At 59.8% G+C, this 20,650-nt stretch carries 18 protein-coding genes; 9 read left to right on the forward strand and 9 right to left on the reverse strand.

All coding sequences use genetic code 11. The features are described from left to right. Positions 1 to 75: 75 nt before the first annotated feature. The 5 genes from RH857_RS07905 (at position 76) to RH857_RS07925 (ending at position 5,585) form a co-directional block, all read left to right on the forward strand. Positions 76 to 684, forward strand: coding sequence for a type II secretion system protein (locus RH857_RS07905; RefSeq protein ID WP_310537430.1), 609 nt, complete (start codon positions 76 to 78; stop codon positions 682 to 684). A gap of 210 nt (positions 685 to 894) precedes the next feature. Further along, positions 895 to 2,145 (forward strand): hypothetical protein, encoded by a 1,251-nt coding sequence (locus RH857_RS07910; RefSeq protein WP_310537431.1) that lies wholly within the window; start codon positions 895 to 897, stop codon positions 2,143 to 2,145. Between the two features lie 542 nt (positions 2,146 to 2,687). Next, on the forward strand, positions 2,688 to 2,870 hold the full coding sequence (locus RH857_RS07915) for a hypothetical protein (RefSeq protein ID WP_310537432.1): 183 nt from the start codon (positions 2,688 to 2,690) through the stop codon (positions 2,868 to 2,870). Positions 2,871 to 3,149: 279 nt separating this feature from the next. Next, the gene (locus tag RH857_RS07920) at positions 3,150 to 3,542 is read left to right on the forward strand and encodes an STIV orfB116 family protein (protein ID WP_310537433.1); all 393 of its coding nucleotides are present in this window, start codon (positions 3,150 to 3,152) and stop codon (positions 3,540 to 3,542) included. Positions 3,543 to 4,154: 612 nt separating this feature from the next. Continuing rightward, on the forward strand, positions 4,155 to 5,585 hold the full coding sequence (locus tag RH857_RS07925) for a hypothetical protein (RefSeq protein ID WP_310537434.1): 1,431 nt from the start codon (positions 4,155 to 4,157) through the stop codon (positions 5,583 to 5,585). A gap of 172 nt (positions 5,586 to 5,757) precedes the next feature. On the opposite strand, the gene RH857_RS07930 is transcribed toward RH857_RS07925, so the two are convergent. Then, positions 5,758 to 6,621: a hypothetical protein gene (locus tag RH857_RS07930; protein WP_310537435.1), complete on the reverse strand. Its 864-nt coding sequence runs from the start codon at positions 6,619 to 6,621 to the stop codon at positions 5,758 to 5,760. Positions 6,622 to 7,005: 384 nt separating this feature from the next. Here RH857_RS07930 and RH857_RS07935 point away from each other — a divergent pair, with 384 nt between their 5' ends. From RH857_RS07935 to RH857_RS07950, 4 genes are read left to right on the forward strand one after another with little or no spacing between them, the layout of a single operon-like run. Beyond that, entirely contained in the window at positions 7,006 to 8,013 is a 1,008-nt protein-coding gene (locus RH857_RS07935) for a DNA-methyltransferase (RefSeq protein ID WP_310537436.1), read from the forward strand. Beyond that, positions 8,014 to 8,637: a hypothetical protein gene (locus tag RH857_RS07940; RefSeq protein ID WP_310537437.1), complete on the forward strand. Its 624-nt coding sequence runs from the start codon at positions 8,014 to 8,016 to the stop codon at positions 8,635 to 8,637. A gap of 23 nt (positions 8,638 to 8,660) precedes the next feature. Continuing rightward, positions 8,661 to 9,836, forward strand: a complete 1,176-nt coding sequence (locus RH857_RS07945; RefSeq protein WP_310537438.1) for an McrB family protein — start codon at positions 8,661 to 8,663, stop codon at positions 9,834 to 9,836. A gap of 5 nt (positions 9,837 to 9,841) precedes the next feature. Beyond that, positions 9,842 to 11,590, forward strand: coding sequence for a DUF2357 domain-containing protein (locus tag RH857_RS07950; protein WP_310537439.1), 1,749 nt, complete (start codon positions 9,842 to 9,844; stop codon positions 11,588 to 11,590). Positions 11,591 to 11,606: 16 nt separating this feature from the next. On the opposite strand, the gene RH857_RS07955 is transcribed toward RH857_RS07950, so the two are convergent. The 8 genes from RH857_RS07955 to RH857_RS07990 all read right to left on the reverse strand — a co-directional run bounded on the left by RH857_RS07955 (position 11,607) and on the right by RH857_RS07990 (position 20,564). Then, positions 11,607 to 13,148 carry an endonuclease NucS domain-containing protein gene (locus RH857_RS07955; RefSeq protein WP_310537440.1) on the reverse strand — a complete coding sequence of 514 codons (1,542 nt, stop codon included), beginning with the start codon at positions 13,146 to 13,148 and terminating at the stop codon, positions 11,607 to 11,609. Continuing rightward, entirely contained in the window at positions 13,149 to 14,168 is a 1,020-nt protein-coding gene (locus tag RH857_RS07960) for a PGN_0703 family putative restriction endonuclease (protein WP_344040528.1), read from the reverse strand. A 580-nt stretch (positions 14,169 to 14,748) separates the two neighbouring features. Next, on the reverse strand, positions 14,749 to 15,162 hold the full coding sequence (locus RH857_RS07965; protein ID WP_310537442.1) for a hypothetical protein: 414 nt from the start codon (positions 15,160 to 15,162) through the stop codon (positions 14,749 to 14,751). A gap of 176 nt (positions 15,163 to 15,338) precedes the next feature. Beyond that, on the reverse strand, positions 15,339 to 16,451 hold the full coding sequence (locus RH857_RS07970) for a cysteine desulfurase family protein (RefSeq protein WP_310537446.1): 1,113 nt from the start codon (positions 16,449 to 16,451) through the stop codon (positions 15,339 to 15,341). Continuing rightward, positions 16,448 to 17,314 (reverse strand): carboxylating nicotinate-nucleotide diphosphorylase, encoded by an 867-nt coding sequence (nadC, locus tag RH857_RS07975; protein WP_310537447.1) that lies wholly within the window; start codon positions 17,312 to 17,314, stop codon positions 16,448 to 16,450. Before nadC ends, RH857_RS07970 begins: the two co-directional genes overlap by 4 nt. A gap of 70 nt (positions 17,315 to 17,384) precedes the next feature. Then, a complete protein-coding gene (gene nadA, locus RH857_RS07980) occupies positions 17,385 to 18,683 on the reverse strand; it encodes a quinolinate synthase NadA (protein ID WP_310537443.1) in 1,299 nt (432 codons plus the stop codon). Further along, positions 18,680 to 19,996, reverse strand: a complete 1,317-nt coding sequence (gene tgt, locus RH857_RS07985) for a tRNA guanosine(34) transglycosylase Tgt (protein WP_374761137.1) — start codon at positions 19,994 to 19,996, stop codon at positions 18,680 to 18,682. The genes nadA and tgt overlap by 4 nt, the downstream gene beginning before the upstream one ends. Positions 19,997 to 20,024: 28 nt before the next feature. Beyond that, positions 20,025 to 20,564 (reverse strand): hotdog fold thioesterase, encoded by a 540-nt coding sequence (locus tag RH857_RS07990; RefSeq protein ID WP_310537444.1) that lies wholly within the window; start codon positions 20,562 to 20,564, stop codon positions 20,025 to 20,027. Positions 20,565 to 20,650 lie beyond the last annotated feature (86 nt).

Genomic DNA, 20,650 nt, shown 5'->3' on the forward strand with positions numbered 1-20,650 from the left:
CGGGGCGATTCAGTGAGCGCCGCGAAGCGGCGCGAGCCACACACATCTTTGCGCGCCTCGCGTAGGAGCGGCACTATGAGGCGGCTTCAGCGGGATGGATTTACCATTATAGAGTTGCTAATCGTCATTGTCGTGATTGCGATCCTGGCAGCAATCACTGTTGTGGCTTACAACGGCATGCAGCAACGGGCGCGGATCTCGGCGATTGGGCAAGAAGCCGCTGCATGGGATAAGACGATCCGCATGTATCAGGCGGCCACGGGCGAGTGGCCCAGTCATGAGACCAGAGGCGGCGTCTGTCTGAATAGTCATGACGAGACTGAGGACTACTGCGTTGCCGGTGGCCACGTAGGCGCACAGCATGAGCCCGCCTTTATCGACCGCTTGTCGGAGTATGCCCAGGTGAGCGGATCAGTTGAGCCACACGTCGCCTGCCGAGCGCGTGGAGCAGCTAACGATCTATTTGCCTGCTATGCAGGATTCGTCTATTCAAATCACCGTGATCCTGCGTTCATGGCGTATGCAATCCCGGGTGATACCTGCCCAGTGGGTTCTCCCGAACCTCCACAGGGCAACGAGGGCGAGTGGCCAATCGAAGCTTTCAGTGTAAGTGTCAGCGAGGGCCCCACCAGCTGGGAGAACCCGGACTTGGATTCACGGATCTGCTCGGTGGTGTATCGATAGCATCCCTGACGATGTTCTAGAGATCAGTTCATCGCTTATCCAGGCTATTCGCGCGGCTTGCGGCCCTCCGTGCTCGTTCAGAAGACGGCCCCTACTCATCTGGAGTTGTTGCTGGTCTACCTCGAGCTCCTGCAGGTGCCCCTCGTAGAGCTTGCTGAGTCAGTTGTCCGGAGACGCCCCATGTCGGTGCTCCCGCATAGCCTTATATACATGAGCGATGCACAGCAGATTGAAGTTCAGCTTCCCGGCGAGGAGGCCACCCTGGGCGCGGAACTGGTGTTCCAGGAGAAGGAGTACTTAGTTCAGCTGAAGCCATACGAGTTTCTGGGGCAGCCGTCACAGGTTGATGTCCAGCAAATCAAGGGTGGTGGCATCGCGTGCTCCATGGGCAACCCCAGTGGTATTGCCAAGGACTACCGCCCACGCACTGTGTGGGCACACATTGACGGCGAGCCCGTGACGCTACTGGATGCTCGCACCACCATTGACTTCGGTGGCAACTTTCCCTGGGGAGGTTTGGTCCAAAAGCTGGCCGGGCACCGGATGGTCTACGGCGCTCACTTGCAGTCGGAAGATCACACTGTCGATGGCGTGCGCTTCGTACTGGATGTTAAGCGGTCTAAGGGGTGGGGATCCTCAGCTGCCGCATCGTTTCCCGGAGGATCACTACTGTTGCGCGAGCACGGGGAGGGCCTGGTGGGAATCGAGGCTACTCTCGATGATCCGTTGCCAGTGTGGGAGGCAACCAATCGCCTGACCGCCCCAATTCGGACGCTGTTCGCTCTGTGGCTCTGGCGAGACGTCGAGCACGGGCATATCGAGGTGCATGATCCGACACATGGGTGGCTGACCCTGCATGAGTTTTCGCCACTTCATGTCGAAAAGCTGACGCGAAGCAAACTCCTGCCCCTCGAAGAGTTGACCGCCGAAGTGGTGGCGAAATGGTTCAGCCTGGCGGGAACACTCGGACCGATCCCGTACATGGCAGCACAGGACATTAGCGTGCTTCAGACGAACGCCTTGGTGAAGTCCACAGCACTAGAGGGTTGTCACCGACGTCTGGTGAACCCGAAACGTGGCCCGGAATACAAGGAGCGCGTCAAAGACATCGCCCAAGAACTAGAAGATCTCATTCCTGGAATGTTTGGGCCGAATCTAGACGACTGGGTCGGCCAGATGACGATTATGCGCAACGAGCAGAGCCACCTATTTACCAATGTCGACGATTTCGGCGATGCCCATGTAACGCGCTATTTCGTCATGGCAACATCGGCCGACTGGACGCTGCGCCTAACTCTACTGCTTCAGGTAGCCGACCGCGAGATGGTCAGAAAAGCGCTCCGTGACTGCAACCGGCTACACATGGCACTGGCCAACATGGACAATCCCGGGTTCTGGGAGGACTACTCGCACGCCGAAACCTTCAGGAAGACTGTGCGGGACAGAAAGCCCAATAAATAGATATCAATATGACAATAAAAGCTTGACCATAATGCAATTATGTGCTAATATATAAACAAGCTCGAAGCAGCGAAGCAGCAGAGCTCCCGGAAGCCGGTAGAGCCGCCATCGAGCAGTACATTACATTATTAGGGTGGGCAGGCAGGACTCCAGTTCCTCCAGCCTGACACGTACCGCTGACAATTCCGCGCACCTGGTCTGATCTAACGCCAGTTGAGCGCAACATCGATACCACACACATCCACATGGCTCTACGGACGAGTCCTGCCACATCCCTTTATTCATACAGCTAGCTTCACGAGCTCCGTTCGCGAATCTCGCTGTCCGCCGCTCCCTGCATAGGTCGCAGCGACGGATGCATATTTACAACCAAGTGTCAGAACCTAACGGCTAGCCGTGTGACTACACCAGACGTAGTACCGACCAATCTAGGGACGAACCCCCTCGCCTCTAGTTTGGTCGGCGCTACAGATGGCGCATACCCCGTTTGGTGACCGGATGTCGCCTCTTTGCGCTAATTTGCGCAGAAAGGAGGTGGCCACATGGTCACCATCATCACCATCATCGCCATCGTCATCACTGCCGCAGCAATGGCTGCGGCCGCAGCATCCTGGGCGGAGGGAAGCCACGAGCCATCCCTCCTAGATTATGTAGGAGGGGCCCTGATGGGAGCTATATGTATATCGCCCGTCATTTTGGGGCTAGTAGGCGCGCTATATGTATAAAGCTCCGCACAGCCGCAGGTCTGGCACCTGTAAAGTCGGCTCATCAGCGACCCATCTGATGAACCCCGGACTTTGAACTCCTGCCTTTTGGCAGTCTGAGATCAGTCCGGGGCTACTACCAAGCTTCATGAGCAACCCCGCTCGTGGAACTCGGTAGCCGCCACTCCCAACAAGGTCGAGTGACGGTTACGTACCTTTCCAGCATGAATCCAAGAACACACACATGCCTTTTGTGCTGTTCGCGGTCGGCACCCTTTAGGCCATCCATTGACCTATGGCGTGCTGACCGTGACCGCTCTCAATCCCGAGGACGGCACACAACACGAAAGGAGGTCAGCAATGTCTAACTACCCAGTGGTCGTCTTTAACACCGGAATCCTGACGGATTTCGGGAGCTACGACTTCGTCGAGCTTACGCTCGACGAAGCTCGAGACCTAGTCCGCCAACCCGAGGGGTTCGTCAGCGCGGTTGGACACCAGTCCAGCGCTGACGTCCTGACGGAGATCTTGGGGGTGGAGGTCCCGGAGAACCGGGCCTTCTACACCCAGAAAACAGGGCAGGTCGCCCTGGTGTTCCGCTTGAAGAAGCGGCCGCCAGAAGGTGTCGTCCTTGATGCCGAGAGCATCAAGGAGGTGGGCTTCACATTTGGGAAGCTCACCAAACTGTCCTAACCTACCCCGCCACACCTACACCCTAGAAGGAGGTGAAACATGAGCAAAATTGCTCTGACCCTGGCAGTGGCTAGCGCCACTGTTGTGGGACTGGACGCATATTCACGCGTTCTGACCCACGGTCTCGTGCGGGCTCCGAGGACATACCTACGGAGCCTGCCTGGGGCGTACCTGGTGCGCCACTGAGAGATCAGGGATAAAGCGGACGGGCGGTAATCCCGGAGTGCTGGCTACCCCCAGTGCGCGCTGCTAGCAACAGCTAAAGGCGATAGCATCGGGAACCAATACTCCGGCCCGCGAATCGTCATTGCAACCACTTCATGGGCATTCTGCCCGCGCTATCGACAGCGGTTCTGAGCTCCAACAAGCTCCCCATCGATAGTTCTTGGATTCATCTAGCCCCTCCACCCGAAACTCCGCCGTTCTTGGCGTCGCAGATTCAGGTGGAGGGCAATCCACCAAGCTTCAGGATCGTCTGATCGTGGCCCTTGGTGGATGCCGCTCGGCAGGCTCTTTCCTCGTCTAGGGCGTTGTAAAAACTACTATTTATATTTCTCTTGGTTTGTGCATAAATAAAGGTAAGCACAGTCAATATAAACAGGACAACTACATATGGCCAACCCAGGACACGAACACGCAACATCTAACAGACATGAACTGGAACAGGGAAAAGATCAGAACCCGGAGCTGACAGCGTTGCTCGAGAAACTGCAATCGACGGGCGATGCCGAGCTCATTGAGAAGCTTCACAAGGCAATCGAAGAGCATGCTGCCGATAAAGCAGTTGCGGCAGCGGAAGCAGTAGACGCCGCCGGTGCACTCGAGGCAACCGGTGAGCGCGAAAGTGACCTGCCAGGCGGAGAGAACCCAATTGAAGCTGAAGTCCAGGCCGGGCACCAGACAGAACTAGAAGCAGGTGTGGATGAGCTGGCGACCAAGGACGAGGTACTAGCGGCGGAGGCGCAGGGTGTCATTGACCAGTCGCACTCGGCAGGACGAGAAACCGAGGAGAACCACGAACGTCTGAAGTCGGTTTACTCCTACGCGCAGTTGGATCCACGACCTATCCCAGCGGCCCAAGAAGCCAATGAGCGTGCGTTGTCTGGAGGCAACGTATTCGGCCTCGAAGTGACGGTCCCTGCCCTGATTGAGAAATGTGACCTTGGGAATATCGACCCGCAGCACACCGACGGTGATGCCGGTACAGCGGCCGTAGAAGTTGCTCTTACTGCTGAATTGCCGCCAGAGGGTGCCAAGCTCGTCACTGTGCGTCCTGACACAGACAGCGTCGGTTCAATGGCGATTCTGGAAATGCGCGCCCGTGGTGAAGAGATCACGCCCGAAGCACTAGAGCGTATTCAATCTATTGCCGAAGCAGACAAGTTTGCTATGGGCGAATGGCCTGGGGTGCGACTCCTACCGAGCAAGGAAAACCCGTGGCCAGCAGAAGCTGCTGGCGCTGAGGATCGTGAGGACCAGGCGGCAATCGCAGCCGCAGTGGCGGACTTCCGTAAGCCTATGGAAGAGCGTGTAGCAGCTATAGAGCAATGGATTAAGACAGGCGAGGACCTTCCTGAGTACCGCCAGCAAGTAGAGGCCGCGCGTCAAGACATGATCCAGGCGATTGAAAGCGGAGAGATCAGTATCGACACCGTGGCGGATGGTCGTATCGCTGTTGTGGAATCCACGCACAAGGCTGGAACTATGCTGGGGTATGCCAAGGCCCCAGTTGTAGTGGCGGCTAACCCGGCTTTTCGTGTCCAAGGTGGAGAGCCGCATCTAAAGTACACAATTTGCGCGTACACGGAAGAGGATGCAGATATCAGCGGTGCTCTGGCCGAACTGCGAGAGCTTGAACCTGGCTGGGGCGGGAGTCCGACCATCGGAGGCTCTCCGCAGGGAGAAGGCTCTCAGCTACACCGTGACCAAGTCGTAAGGGTCGTGAGCAAATACGTAAACGACAAAAAGTTTTTGGAGCGGAGGCGAATTGCACTCGCACGATCAGGGGTTTATGAAAACTGGCCTGATTGGCGCGGCATCTAGACGGGCGGCAACCCCGTCCACAGGATGCAAACCACATCTACTTTCCGCTGACGGATAGCCGTACCGCGTTTGACGAGCTTGCTCGGAAGAGGCTTTCAAGCGTTTCGGAGTTCGTGCTGAGCCGCATGCAGGGAGAGAGGATGTGCCAAGCAGCACCTAAGAGAAGGCGAGGTCAGGCGTCGTTCTTATTAGACAGGTGTCTGTACCGCCTCATCCCTGCTTCGAGCAGCGTGTATGCGGCGACAGTTACCGCCAAGACACTCTCCAGTTTGGTACGCACATGAAAGGTCGCTCCGTGCTCGTGCTCGGAGCCGACTTGCGGTATGAGCTCTTGTGCGGTGCTAGCTGCCCATAGCTTGCCATGAGCGAATCCGCTGCTGAGTTGCCACGCAGATAGCCAGGGCATGTCGTGCTCAGTTTCCGGTACGCGGTACTGCTCCAAGTAGTTCAGTGTTGCAGTCATGCTGGGGAGCTTGTCCGCTTTCTGCCCCTTGATCTTTGGTCCGTTAGGGCCGCTAGGGTTCCATTTCTTCAGACCAGCTTGGGCTGCGTATTTATCAATATTCGTGCGTTTTGCATTCAGGTGCGCCACCGAATCCCCCATGCTGAGGGCAAAGCTCTCGTAGTTTCGAATCTCGTCCAAGTGCAGGAGTAGCATCCGGCGGATTCGGTCCTTGGAGTTGTCAGGCTCCAGGAGCCACAAAGATGTGGCTCCGCACTCCAGAGCATTTCGTAGCAACGCGTAACCGCCATGGGTGTAGACGGTGACATGCAGTTCCTGTCCTTCCCGTTTCAGGCCGAGCCAACGTCTCAGGCTGAGTAAACACCCGTATCCCGCTGAGAGGAGGTAGTGGGCTTTTTGCTTGGTGGGGAGTTTTGGAACTGCAGCCTCATCCTCTGCGAATGGTGAGCCCGGTAGAGCTTCGCTGGGCTTTAGCTCATCGTCATAAGACGCGGCCTGCTTTAGGTAGTGATACAGGCCAAGTGAGGCCCGCTGTTCGGACTTAGAGACATCCGGATAGGGAATATTGGACATCGGCCGGACTCACTTTCTGGACCGTACGGGCTGGTCTCACAAGATCATACGGAGTTGTTCGGACACGCCTGCGACCGGCTGATGTGCCCGGATGTCAAGTTGAATGTCGGACCTCCCCGGTAGTGTGGATTCCAAGACAAGGCAACACGTGGCACGCGATAGCCAGCAGCACATGCAGGAAACAGTGCTATGACTGTGTAGAGGACCGGGAGACGGACGCGAGGATCCTCCGGAGGCTTGACCATCAACAGGCAGCTACACTGCGCTCGAAGACGTTGATGATCCAGCCTGTCAGAGGCTCTCTTGAACTGGCGCTCATCCAGTTAGCAAGCCCTCCAGCGCGCCTACGGGAGCTCCCGACGAGAGAAAGGCATAATAGGCTCGATGCAACAGCTAGCCCAGGTTATCCCCCTTCCTCCTAGTAGGGCTTCGGTCGAGGGAAAGGCCCTCAAGCCGACGCCGGCTAATAGGGCGCTGAACCCCATTGCTACGCCCCAGACCTTTTTTACAGAGGGTGAGCTTCCGGAAGCGGCGCATTATGCCGACGACCGATCGATGATCTTCAAGGGTGAGGTGCTTTCCGAGCTCCAACGTCTCATCGACTCCGGCATCCAAGTCGACACAATTGTGACGTCACCGCCTTACTACGGCCAACGCGATTACGGAGAGAGCGACCAGATTGGCCTTGAAGAACACCCGCGTCAGTTCATAGACAGACTTACCGAGGTGTTCGATCTCTGCCGTCAGGTCCTTAAGGACACCGGCTCGCTATGGATCAACATTGGTGACACATACTGGAGTGGAAAAGGAGCGCACAAGAGCGCCGAACGCAAGCAGGGCGCACGTCGATTTGGGATCCGACCACAGGATCGACCGGGGGATGGAGTTTGGACGCGTCCGAAGCAGTTGCTCCTTGTTCCCCACCGTCTTGCCATCGCATTGCAGGATGACGGCTGGCTGGTTCGCAACGACAACGTATGGGTCAAGCCGAATCCGATCCCAGACCAGGTTCGTGACCGCTCATCCGTGTCGCATGAGTATGTGTTCCATCTGACCAAGAATCGGTGGTACTACTACGACAGGCATCCGGTTGGTCGTCAGATGCCGTCTGGAAGTATTCTGCCGCCGTTGGACACTTGGACTGCCAATCCGGCGCGCGGGCGTTCCTCTCACAGGGCTGCCTTCTCCGAGGATCTCGTGAGAACACCGATTTTGGCGACCACTCCGCCTGGAGGAGTGGTCCTTGATCCGTTCAATGGCTCAGGTACCACTATGGCATTCGCCCGCCGTCATGGCTTCCGATCCATCGGCATCGATATCAGTGAAGAGTACTGTGACTATGCTGCTGATAGGCTGAAAGCGATCAAGGAGCGCGACGACGAGGAGGCCTAAGTGGCTTCATACTTGGCTGCAGACCTCATTAAGCCAGCCGTTGATCGCCTGCGTGCTTCACGTGCTCAGACGCGACTTCTTGAGTACCTCATCTTCCGTCGTGCGCTCGCACTCTCGGGTGGCTCAGGTAGTCAGGTCGTGACTGGAATGGCCTCAAAGCCGTTTCAGCAAGCAATTCAGGAGTGGGCACGTATTCGTCCTGACGACGAGCCTTCGCCTCATTTTTTCAACCCATTCGGTACCAGTAAGGTTAAGGATGGCGGGTTTCGCACTGACAAGTTCCCCTCAAACGGAGCATCGGACACTGTTGCTGGATGGGGAAGTTCGATGACTGAGCCTCCTTTTGTGCGCGTGCCGGGATCGAAGCCGATGGCCTTTGAATTTAAGTCCGTTGCTAGTGCTGAGCTAGAGAAAGCATTCCTGCGAGCCGAGAGCGCTGATCCCAAAAAGAACCAGAAACCTCGGCTCTCGGATACAGCAATTTGGTGGTTGCGGGCGCGGGATCTCGACGCGCTCGGCATCGACGACCAGTCTGGTCTGTCCAACCTTGTCGATATTCTGCGACGCGAGATTGACCTGACTGCTACTGAAGAGTCAGCCCTCTTCAACCCCGCACTTTCTTAGGCCACGGAAACGGAGATTACAGAATGAGTCTGTCCCTTGTGCCCGACGTGGCTGACGTTGAGGACTATCTGCCTGCTGCCCCAGCCGCAGCGGCTCCGGTTCCGCAGCCTGGGCCAGCACCAGCGCCAAGCCAGGCAACAACGACCAAGATTGACCTCGATGCTGTCCTCGAGTTTATCGACTCGCGAGGCTTCCACTTCGATCCATGGCAGGTCGCGGCTTACATCACCGCGATCAGAACGAAGCCGTTTGTGATTCTTGCTGGTGTTTCAGGTACGGGCAAGAGTGCGTTGCCTCGTCTGGTCGCTGAGGCGACCGGTGCTATTGCCACGACAGTGCCTGTACGCCCTGACTGGAACGACAGCAGTGAATTACTTGGCTACAAGACACTTACGGGTAAGTTCGAACCCGGTCATCTGCTTAGGTTTGCGCGGGAAGCAGCCGAGAATCCAGACAAGCAATATTTCTTCCTCCTGGACGAGATGAACATTGCTCGCCCGGAGTACTATTTCGCCGAGGTGCTGTCCCGCATTGAAGAGGCAGGTGTTCTAGGCGTAGGGGCTGCCGCTACACCGCTCAAAGAGGATGCAGGAGACGATTGGGATTCTGTCAGCATCCCGAGCAACCTGGCGATCGTGGGCTCGGTCAACATGGATGAGACGACGTTTGGCTTTTCCCGCAAGGTACTGGATCGAGCGTTCGTGATCGAGTTTTCTGACGTGGATCTGAGCTTGGTAGATGGCGCGGGGGCTAACGCCTCTCCTCATGACGCGCACTCCGATGCTTGGCGACGTGAAAGTACGACGCTGGCGGGTCACCCGCGCAGAGCAGAGCCGAGCGTGGTACGTGTGATCGAAACGCTCACTGAGTTGAACTCGCTTCTGCAGCCTGCGCAGTTGCATTTTGGCTATCGCGTCCGAGACGAGATCGCCATGTTTGTGCTGGCCGCAGAGCAGGAGCCCGACCAGTTCGAGTCGACCGAGGGCGGACAGATCGATCCACTCGATCTTGCAATCTCGATGAAGGTACTTCCACGCATCCAAGGTTCCGGCGCAACTATCACAAACTTACTCAAGCAACTCAGTGAGTGGGCACAGCCCGGGAGTGGCGACGCTTTGGCTTTCCCAGTGTCTGCGCAGCGCATCGAGTTAATGCAGCGCAGACTTATTGAGACCGGATTCACGAACTACTGGACGTAGGGACTGTGGCGCAGCTCGGACGCATCGAGACAGAGTCGCTGATTCTCGAGATCAACGGCACCCCTGATTTTCCTGCCGCGCTACTGTCTCGCGAAGATGTGAGGATCGCTCCGTACTTCGCCGCAACGCTGAATGGTCTGCCAGTCGACACGCCACCGGTTCCGGCTCTCTTTGAGGAGCGAAATTACGAGCTCATTGTGCGGAGCAAACTCCCCGGTCTACAGCCGACGAGCACATTCCGCGACCCCACAGTCATCGTCCAGCGAACAGTCGTATTAGAAGCGAACCTTGTCGCCCTGACGGTGCGCTTTCGCGGGCAAGTAGGGCGAACTTCATTCTCGTTCAACGTTGGGCACGACGTCCTCCGTGTGGAGACTGAGATATTCCCATCAAAGATCGACTACGTTGAGGACTACGAAGATCTGGTAGCAGATGTTGCGGCCGTGAAGCGTACGCTCATCCTCGAGTACCTGCGAGGAACATACCGTCAGGCGCAGATAAACCGCGACGAAGTCGGCTCTGGCATTGAGTGGCTGACCTTGCTTCGTGGCCACCTGAGACAGCTCAACTCCGCAATCCAGTTCATCAACTCAGCTGCTCGACGTACGCTCGTTCGCGAAGACGCCGTTACCCCAATCCACCGCGTGCGAGGCTCTAGCGCAGGCGTAGTTCGAGCTGTCTCTCGAGGGACAGGTTCGGGCGATTTCAGTAACGTGCCTGGGGTCGGCCCGGTACGCTCAAACATTCAAGTGGCCCGTGCCTTCGAATCCCTTGACACTATTGAGCACCGTTGGATTCGGTCACGACTCAAATTCGTACACGCCCGTCTGCTCGAACTTGAAGCTGAGCAGCAGTCGCGAGTGTGGCGCGCCCTCGAGCGTACAGGCAAGAAGCCGCCTCGGCTGGCGGCTGAGCTTACAGAGATTACTGAGCTTCAAGAGATGGTCGGACAGTTCCTAGCGTCGCCAGTCATTTCTGCCGCGACGGTCGACGTCCCCGCTTCAGTGACGTCACTCCAGCTACAGAGTGGGGTCGGCTACGCGCAGGCCTATCAGATACTCAGTTTGTTGAGTGCAGCCCTTGCTGGCGGCGACGGATCGGAACAATACTCAACCTCCGACCTCAACGAGCTCTACGAGACCTGGTGTTTCCTCAAAGTCGCGCAGGTTGCGGCAGAAATGCTCGGTACCACCGTGGACTTCTCTGAGCTCATTCCGAGCGACGCTACTGGACTCCGTTTCTCGCTCAGAAAAGGAGCCTCTCGATCCATCAAGCTGGAGGGAAAATTCGTCCAGGCAGCACTTTCTTACAATCCCAGGTTTGATGTCCCCACGGGCATCCAGATGCCGGATGTTGTACTTCGGGTTGTAGCTTCTGGCGGGGTTGACGTGATGATTGCACTCGACGCAAAGTATCGAATCGACGGCTCCGCAGCGTATGTACAGCAGTTTGGAGGAGCCGGCGCACCTATCGATGCGGTGAACCAGCTCCATCGATATCGCGACGCGATTCAGGTGCTCAACGAAAAGGATGAGCCGATTCGGCCAGTGGTAGCTGGAGCTGCGCTCTTTCCCTGGCCGACGCCTGCTGAGGGTTATCGACTTCGTGATGCCGCTGACGAGGTCGGTATTGGCGCTTTGCCGATATTGCCGGACAACGAATCCGACCTGCGCGCATGGTTAAAGAATCTCTTCCAATCGCTTGGGCTCACCGTGGTCGGAAGAGATGGACGACATCTACACCTGGTGGAGTAGTCGCACCAGGGATGGGCTATCTTCGCGCAGTACTCGCCTCGAACGCTGCAACCAGCAGCGCAAGATAATCCTGATGAGCCGCGATGAAGTCGTTTGCTTCAGGCTCGTCACTAGAAAGAGGGGTGCGAACGAGCTCCCCGTTTATGAGGGAAACCCGGCTGAGCGGCTGCGGTGCAATGTCATCGTCGTTTCCGGAAGACTCCACAAGGTCGTAGTGCAATCCATGAAGTCCAACCATCTGCGTTTCATACTCGCGTGTCGCACCAACGGAGCTGGCGAACACGTAGTCGGAGAAGTCCTCAAAGATCGCACCGACAGTCTCCTGGAGTGTCCGGACACGCGTAGTCCCATCCCACGTGAGTCTGCCGCCAATAACGCCGTGTCGTGGGCCGTCCCGCCACTCGATGAGTACCTGTGGCATGTAGGCGGGGCTCCTATATCGGACAATTGCCTCCAAGCTGCGCAGGATGTCGGCAGGTGCATAAGCCGTGATCGAGAGTTGAGCATTGGGGCGAAATTCAAGCTCATCTAGGAGCGCTGCGATGGAGTCGGGCCATCCCCCACACCCCTCGACTAACCCGTCCAGAGTTCGTCGCATCCGCTGCCACGCGGGCCGGTTGGCAACCGCTACCGTCCGACGAAACGATGCTGATAACGCTTCGCCATCCGCTTCCACGACGGCTTTCAGCTGAGCCTCGGGCCATACGACACTGTCGGCGTACCTTCCATGCCCTACGAGGCCGGATAGCTCCCATTTTGCGTAAGCCTCGGAGTCACTCGGCAGGAGCACACGAGATTCACCCGTCTCTCCAGCCGCTACCACCTCAGACTGCACGACCTGCTCGTGCCACCACAGGCTAGCCGGCTCATCATCGCAGAGCTCCGGGAACAGCGATCGAATGTGATCACGCATAGCTTCCGAGAAGGTGGCGAGCACCAAAGCTGTTCCGTGGGGATAGAGGACATGATCCTCGGGTACGCCGAGATCGAGGTTGAAGGTGATGAAATCTTCGACGCTGATACGCTCGAGTGCGTCCGGAATGACTCTGGCGAACTCATCCCGTTGTTCCCGGGTTTCATAGAGTAGATGTAGCTGAAATGGGCAGGTTTCAAGCCCAGTCGTCAACGTCGGGAGCTCTACGACTTCACTCGCGACTGGCCTCCTGTCGGAACCAATAACGAGGCGACGACCGACAACATAGAAATCGACGTGTTTGACGAAACGCGCGAACGGCACCAGCAGCTCTCGCCACTCCGTGGAAAGCAGAATACAGCGCATACGATCCACGCGAATGCCTCGATCGGCGGTGAGCAAGGCGACGTACTTCTCGAGTTCATGCAGCGCCTGGCGTGCAGACTGATCCGACCGCTTCAGCTCGATCACGACGAGATCTCCCGAAGCATCCCGCGCCAGAATGTCGACGAATCCGCCCGACCCATGCTGATTCTGCAGCGGATATTCCTCGGCGACCAGAGTCATTCCCGGCTCGATGAGATCGAGGTGGGCTGCCACGAATCTGCGTAACTCGGTTTCCCGGAAGGGTGGAGTCTGTACCATTCACAACACCGTTGTTACTTCATCTACCTGCTGTTGGGTCAGGGGATGGCGGCGTCTGGTTCGTGTGGTATTGGCCTTCTCGAGATGTTCAAGCCACAGTGCTTCACTCGCTGCATGATCCAGATAACGAAGCTGGAGGCTGTGCACCGTATCCGCGTCTACATCGGTGGGTGCGCTTGAAAGTGCGGCATGGAGTACATGGTCCAGCCCAACATGCACTGCCCGTGTCGCGTCCTCCAAACGACTTCGGTATCGGTTGAGAACCGTAGGGGCAGTCACATCATCCGGATGGCTGATAAGCAGGAGCGTCGCGGGGGTCCACACTCGTTCATCGACCTGGAGGATGCGGGTGCCGAGGGCATGACAGCGGAGCAGCTGCCCTACCTCTTGATCAAGGAATGCCTGAAGAGGGTCGTGCCATAGCCCGCTCGATGCTTGCAGTTCTGCGTACCGCCTGTTGCCGGCGAGATCCAGTCGGCGGCTGCTAAATCGATCGGTGTATTTCAGCTCGAGAACAACGCCTTCGGTGCCCTGGCTTGTACGGAACCGGATGAAAGCATCGAGGCGTGTCATATCACCGAGGTAGTCGTTCCGTGATGGAGGAGCGAACTCGATATCCCAGCGAGTCACCTCGGCTATGTCTTGCCGGTCGAGGAGTAGCCTCAATACGTCGCGAAGCCAGTTAGCACTTGAGCCAAGGGGGCCGAGTAGGTTAACGAGGAGGGCTTGGCTCGATGTCATGTGCTTGGTCATGCGCACTGGGTCGACACCCCAGCCCTGCTTACGACGAGTCAAGAATAGTTCTCGAGCTGACGGGGCCACGAAGTTGAGACCCGCTTCGGCCGCAGCAGCTGGGAGGATGCTCCCGATCGGTCGACCAGCCGGAGTCCGACCCCATGCTTTTACGTCGAGTTTAGCCGCGCGATACCAAGACTGATGGAACCGTGCCCTGCGGCTGTGAGCACTCTCTGATAGTTGTGGTTGGTCACCGAGGTCAGCGAGTGACAGATCGAGATGCACCTTTAAACAGTACCTGGGCCTAGCCTCTTTGAGCCGTCCTGGATTTAGTGACGTAGAACGTTGCGTCGCCGCCCGCAGGCGAAAACAGGATCAAGGCTGAGCCCGCGTAGAACTTTGAATCTTCGCCGATTAGTGTAATGAGGTCGACATCAAGCCACATAGCAAGGACAACTACAACACCCACTGCGAATACGGCGGTGAGTATAGACCCGGCTAATCGTCCACGCGAGGCGGGAAAGAGTGCGGCTACTGCTGTAGTTATCGCAGTGCAGAAGGCCACTATCGAGGTCGTAAAGAACTTCTCTGGCGAGTAGACGCTATGTGGTTCTGGGGCGAACGCAGAAACAACACCCCATAGAATCAAGACCGCTCCGACTATTGCCATGCCGGACGTTACTGCGCTAGCCCATCCGACACGTGCTTCTGTGTGTCCGCTCATAGGTTGATCATATGTGACCCCTCCCCGGGATCGGGCGTAGCACAGGACAGGCGACTGGCTGGAGCGAGCGGATCTTCTGAGAAGGTTCGGGACGATCTGGCAACACGAAGGATCGCTAGTTGTTGCTGTTCATGCGTGCGACTACCGCTCTGCTGGTCCCGGCATGACCCCGGCAGCTTTGAGACGTCTGCGCACGGTCTTGGTGGTGAATCCGAGCTTGCGGCCAATGTCACCCGTTCCGAGGCCTGATTCGTAAAGACGAAGCATCTCAGCCAGCGCCTGATCGCTGACCTTGCCTTGGGCCTTGCGGTGCACCCCGGCTTGACTGGTGTACTTCAGCACCACCGCACGGTGGCAGTGATACTTAACGGTGAGTTCCGACATGGGCATGCCCGCTTTGTAGTCAGCGATGAGCCGGTCGAGCTCCTCGGCCGTGAAGGCCCGGCGTGGTCGCTTCCGCGGCGGCTGCTCCACCTCCTGGCCGGAGGTAGTGGGCCGAGTCAGGCTGCTGATCTCGTCAAGCAAGGCATGCACCTCTTTTGACAGGGCGTCCATTTTGTTTGCTTGTACCTCTGTTAGGCCGACCAGGACGAAAGGCCCCTACTGCTCTGAAATGTCAGGGAAGTAGGGGCCTTTCGCGTGTCTAGCAGGGCCGGGCAGTGCCCGTGGAATCCGCTGTGTCATCGGCGTCCCGCCCCCTTGTGGGTGAAACGACAGCGCGGGGCGGTCGCTCAGAGGAGCTGCTGCAGCGCCTGGGCTACCTGATGAAGTTCTTCGGCCGTGGTCTCCTGCCCGAAGGTGAACCGGACCGCGGTCTGCGCCTGCTCGGCGGGGTACCCCATGGCAGTGAGGACCGGGCTGGGCTCGCTGCTGCCGGCATGACAGGCCGATCCGGAGGAGCAGAGGATCCCCTCCCGCTCGAGGTCCAGCAGCACGGACTCCCCGCTGCGGGCGGGAAAGACGAACGACGCGTGACCGGGCAGACGGCGCAGGCGGTGGCCGCTCAGTTGCGCTCCGGGGACCGAGGCCTCCACGGCAGCGATGAACTCATCACGACGCCGCTCCCAGCCGGCAAGCCCCTCCCGCTCGGCGGCCGCCAGCTCCAGGGCCGTGGCCATGCCCACCGCAGCGGCAGGACTTTCGGTGCCCGAACGCAGATCCCGCTGCTGGCCACCCCCGTGGATCAGGGCCTCGAACGGGGTGCGCCGGCGCAGGTACAGCACACCGATGCCCTTAGGCGTGCCAAGCTTGTGTCCGGAGAGGCTCATCGCGTGAACCCCGAGTTCCGTCACATCAAGGGAGAGCGCCGCGGCAGCCTGTACGGCGTCGGTGTGGAACGGCACGTCACGTTCACGCGCCACGGCGGACAGCCCGGCGAGGTCCTGGACCGTGCCCACCTCATTGCTGGCGTACTGCACGCTCACTAGAGCGGTGTCTTCACGCAGCGCCGCACGCAGATCGGCGGGGGAGACCAAGCCCTCGGCGTCGACCGGGAGCGTCTGCACCTCATAGCCGAACCGTGTCAGCCACAGGGCGGACTCCCGGACCGCCGAATGCTCCACGGCGGAGATCAGGACATGCTTGCCCCTGGCAGAGGCCAGTGCGATGCCTTTGATTGCCGCGTTGTCGGATTCGGTGCCCCCTGACGTGAAGACGATTTCCGTGGGGCGGGCCCCCAGCTGAGCGGCGACCCGCGCCCGGGCATCCTCTAGGGCGCGCTCGGCCGCCAGGCCGAGTTCATGGCGGCTGGCCGGATTGCCGAAGGACCCGGTCAGATGCGGCCACATGGCCGCCAGCACCTCCCGGCGCGGGGGAGCAGTAGCCGCATAGTCCAGATACATCAGTTCGCGCCGCCTCCGCCGTGTGAGGCCTCAGCGCGAACGTCCATATCAAGCCCCAGATCCAGTGAACGCACACTGTGGGTCAGGGCACCCACGCTGATCACGTCCACGCCCGTGGCGGCGATCTCCGCGACAGTCTCCAGCCGGACGTTTCCGGAGGCCTCGACCAGCGCCCGGCCGCCGATGAGCTCTACTCCGCGGCGTATGTCCTCGAGCGAGAAGTTATCCAGCATGATGGTGTCCGCCCCGCCCTCCAGGGCCGCCGGCACCTGGTCCAGCCTGTCCACCTCCACTTCGATGTGCGTGGTGTGGGGAAGCCGCTGGCGGGCCTGCCGGATGGCCTCCGCGAGCCCGATCCCTCCTGACTCGAGTGCCGCCAGGTGATTGTCCTTGGCCATCACCGCGTCCGAGAGGCTGAAGCGGTGGTTGTGCCCGCCGCCGCAGCGGACCGCGTAGCGCTCCAGCGCCCGCAGCCCCGGGGTGGTCTTTCGCGTATCAACGACTCGCACAGGCCGCCCGGCGGCAGACTGAGCCCCCTCTACCGCCTCCACATAACGCGCGGTCACGGTGGCAATCCCTGACATGCGCTGAATGAGATTCAGCGCTACGCGCTCACAGGTCAGCACCGCCCGCGCAGGCCCGCTCACCTGCGCCAGAGACTGCCCGGCCTCAAAGCGCTCGCCATCGGCACAGTGCAGCGTCACGACGACGCCGCTATCCAGTGCACGCATCGCCCGGGAGAAGACCTCGGCCCCGGAGAGCACGCCGGCTTGCCGCGCGATGAGTGAGGCCACGGCGCCAGCCCCGGCGGGGACGAAGGCCTGCGTGGTGAGATCGCCGAACGGGGCATCCTCGGTCAGCGCCATGGTGATGACGGCGTCGATCTGGGAGGTGCTCAGGGCAGCCGGGCTGAGGAACGTGGTCGTCACGAGGTTCTCATTTCGGCTTGGCCGCGAGCATGCGGTCCAGTGCGACCCGGGCATGGGCGGCGACCGTCTCGGGCACCACGATCTGGTTGTTGACCCGGCCCTGCACCAGGTCTTCCAGGACCCAGGCGAGGTAGCCCGGGTGGATGCGGTACATGGTGGAGCAGGGGCAGATCACCGGGTCAAGGCAGAAGATAGTCCTGTCCGGGTATTCGGCGGCCAGCCGGTTGACCATGTTGATCTCGGTGCCGATGGCGATCACGTCACCGGGGCTGCTGGCAGCCACGAATTTGCGGATGGCATCGGTGGAACCGGAGGCGTCAGCGGCATCAACCACCGGCATAGGACTCTCGGGGTGCACGATGACTTTGACTCCGGGGTGCTCCGACCGGGCCTTCTCGATCTGTGCCACTGAGAAGCGGCGGTGCACCGAGCAGAAACCGTGCCACAGCAGAACCTTGGCCTGCTGGAGATCCTCGGCGGTGTTTCCTCCCAGGGGCCGGCGAGGGTTCCACATCGGCATCTGCTCCAGCGGCACGCCCATGGCCTTGGCGGTGTTACGGCCCAGGTGCTGGTCTGGGAAGAACAGCACCCGGCGTGCCCGTTCGAACGCCCATTCCAGCACCGTCTCAGCATTGGATGAGGTGCAAACAATGCCCCCGTGGCGCCCGCAGAAGGCCTTCAGCGCGGCGGAGGAGTTCATGTAGGTGACCGGAAGAATCGGCAGCTTGCCGTCGTCGTCGGGGGTCACGTTCTGCGGATCCACGCCGTAGACCTCGCAGATCTCCTCCCACGCGGCCTCCACGGAATCCTCGTCGGCCATGTCTGCCATGGAGCAGCCCGCCGCCAAGTTCGGCAGGATCACACTCTGCTCCGGGGAGGAGAGGATATCGGCAGTCTCTGCCATGAAGTGCACTCCGCAAAAGACGATGTAGCGAGCCTCAGGCTTGGTCAGGGCCGCGTTGGCCAGCTGGAAGGAATCGCCCAGGAAATCAGCGTGCTGAACGATCTCATCGCGCTGGTAAAAGTGACCGAGAATCACCAGATCCTCCCCGAGCGCCTCCTTGGCGGCCCGGATCCGCTCGTGGAGGTCCTCCTCCGGCAGCTCCCGGTAGAGCTGGGGCAGCTGGCCGGGACGGGCCTCGGCGTTGGTGGGTGCGTGGGCCGGCACCGGATCCGCCTCCGAGGAACCGGGGCCGTAGCCGGGCATCGCGTCGAACTCCCAGGGCGCCTGAGCCAGTCGGGGATTGCAGCTGGAGGATCCGCTGAGCGTCAGTTTCTGGGAGATGGAGACTGAGGTGGTGCTCATGAGGGGTTCCTTCCGGTGGTGTGTGCCCCGCCCTGGTAGCGTCCCAGGGTCTCGTCGCGGAACTCGTAGAACCGGCCTTCGGTGATGCTGGTGCGGATGCTGTCCACCAGCTGCACCGTGTAGTGCTCGTTGTGGATGGTCATCAGGGTGTTGACCAGCATCTCCTTGGCCTTGAAGAGGTGATGCAGGTAGGCGCGCGTGTAGTTCTGGCAGGTGTAGCACGTGCAGTCGGCCTCGATGGGGGAGAAGTCCCGCTTGAACCGGGCCTGTGGAATGTTGAAGTACCCATCAGCCGTGTAGACCCGGCCGTTGCGTGCCACCCGGGAGGGCTGGACGCAGTCGAAGGTGTCGGCGCCGTTCTCAATGGCCGTGAAGAAATCCTCCGGCTCGGAGATGCCCAGCAGGTGGCGGGGCTTGTTCTCTGGAAGCTCCTCACACACCCAGCCGACGATTGTGCCCAGATTCTCCTTCTCCAGCGCGCCGCCGATGCCGAAACCGTCAAAGGACTGCCCCTGGACTTCCATGGACCCCAGGTCACGCGCTGCCTTGCGCCGCAGGTCCTCGTACTGGGCCCCCTGCAGCACGCCGAAGAGTGCCTGATAGGGCCGGTGGGTGCGTTGCTCGGTCAGCTCACGATGGGCGACGAGGCAGCGTTCTGCCCACAGACGGGTCCGTTCCAGAGACTCGACCTGGTAGTCGTAGGTGTTGAAGAGCGTGGTCAGCTCGTCGAAGGCGAAGATGATGTCGGCACCGATCTCGTGCTGCAGCTTCATGGAGATCTCCGGAGTGAAGCGGTGCACGGTGCCGTCGATATGGGACTTGAAGGTGACGCCGTCGTCGTCAACGAACGCCCGGCGCTCCTTTTCCGGGGCAATGGCGTCATCATCGGCAACCCGGCTGGTGTCCATCTGGATGACCTTCTTGAACCCGGCGCCCAGGCTCATGACCTGGAACCCTCCGGAATCGGTGAAGGTGGGGCCGGGCCAGTTCATGAACTTCCCCAGACCGCCCGCGGCATCCAGCACATCGGTGCCCGGCTGCAGGTTCAGGTGATAGGCGTTGGCCAGTACCGCCTGGGCGCCCACCTCGGCGATCTCCTCCGGGCGCACGGACTTCACGGTGGCCTTGGTACCCACGGGAATGAAGGCCGGTGTCTGGATCTGACCGTGGGGCGTGGTGATGGTGCCGGTGCGGGCCAAGCCTGGGCTGCTGTGCGGTCCGCCGGCCTCCACCCGAGCCCCCACGGTAAAGCCGAATCCGTGCTCGGTGGTGGTCTCCGCGCTCGCGGCGGCTGCGGTGGCAGATGTGGTCACGATGGTCTCACTCAATTCGGCGCTGTTCTCAGCGCGGCTGCAGGATCATGTTGGTCATTCGGGCGGTGGACAGGCGCCGGCCCTGATCATCACGCATCACAATCTCGTGACTGGTCAGCTGCTTGCCCAGGTTCAGGGGCGTACAGGTGCCCCATACCAGCCCGGAGGTCCCCGCCCGGTGGTGGGTGGCGCCCAGCTCGGTGCCCACAATGTTGCGCTCAACGCCCAGGTTCATGCGGACGTGAAGGATCGTCGCAATGGAGCCCAGGGTCTCGGCCAGCACCATGTGAGCCCCTCCGTGGAGGATGCCGACGTTCTGCTCGTTGCCGCCCACCGGGATCGTGGCGACCAGCTTATCCGGGTGCATCTCACGGAAGCGCAGACCCATGCGCGCCCCCAGAGGGGACACCCCGTGCGGGCCCATCCACTCGTGGAACTCCTCGGGGATGCCGGCGGCGCGCAGCCTGGCCGTGCGCTCCTCATCGGTGGGGAAGGGCGTGGGCTCTCCTGGGGCCGGGTAGCCGGGCGGAAAACCCGGGCTGGTGAGCGCGTGAGCCTGTTCAGTCATGCCTACCAGCTTAGTTGAGAGGCGCGACGACCCCGAGTTCTGAACTGAAGTGCAACGCTTTCGACTTGCCCGCGGCGATCCGTGGA

The sequence above is a fragment of the Nesterenkonia flava genome, assembly GCF_031432335.1.
GTDB lineage: Bacteria > Actinomycetota > Actinomycetes > Actinomycetales > Micrococcaceae > Nesterenkonia > Nesterenkonia flava.

What these genes read in the sequence shown, in the direction of transcription:
- RH857_RS07905 (WP_310537430.1), top strand. Translation starts at nt 76, where the DNA reads ATGAGGCGGCTTCAGCGGGATGGATTTACCATTATAGAGTTGCTAATC.
- RH857_RS07910 (WP_310537431.1), top strand. Translation starts at nt 895, where the DNA reads ATGAGCGATGCACAGCAGATTGAAGTTCAGCTTCCCGGCGAGGAGGCC.
- RH857_RS07915 (WP_310537432.1), top strand. Translation starts at nt 2,688, where the DNA reads ATGGTCACCATCATCACCATCATCGCCATCGTCATCACTGCCGCAGCA.
- RH857_RS07925 (WP_310537434.1), top strand. Translation starts at nt 4,155, where the DNA reads ATGGCCAACCCAGGACACGAACACGCAACATCTAACAGACATGAACTG.
- RH857_RS07930 (WP_310537435.1), bottom strand. Translation starts at nt 6,621, where the DNA reads ATGTCCAATATTCCCTATCCGGATGTCTCTAAGTCCGAACAGCGGGCC.
- RH857_RS07935 (WP_310537436.1), top strand. Translation starts at nt 7,006, where the DNA reads ATGCAACAGCTAGCCCAGGTTATCCCCCTTCCTCCTAGTAGGGCTTCG.
- RH857_RS07945 (WP_310537438.1), top strand. Translation starts at nt 8,661, where the DNA reads ATGAGTCTGTCCCTTGTGCCCGACGTGGCTGACGTTGAGGACTATCTG.
- RH857_RS07955 (WP_310537440.1), bottom strand. Translation starts at nt 13,148, where the DNA reads ATGGTACAGACTCCACCCTTCCGGGAAACCGAGTTACGCAGATTCGTG.
- RH857_RS07965 (WP_310537442.1), bottom strand. Translation starts at nt 15,162, where the DNA reads ATGGACGCCCTGTCAAAAGAGGTGCATGCCTTGCTTGACGAGATCAGC.
- nadC (WP_310537447.1), bottom strand. Translation starts at nt 17,314, where the DNA reads ATGGCGCTGACCGAGGATGCCCCGTTCGGCGATCTCACCACGCAGGCC.
- nadA (WP_310537443.1), bottom strand. Translation starts at nt 18,683, where the DNA reads ATGAGCACCACCTCAGTCTCCATCTCCCAGAAACTGACGCTCAGCGGA.
- RH857_RS07990 (WP_310537444.1), bottom strand. Translation starts at nt 20,564, where the DNA reads ATGACTGAACAGGCTCACGCGCTCACCAGCCCGGGTTTTCCGCCCGGC.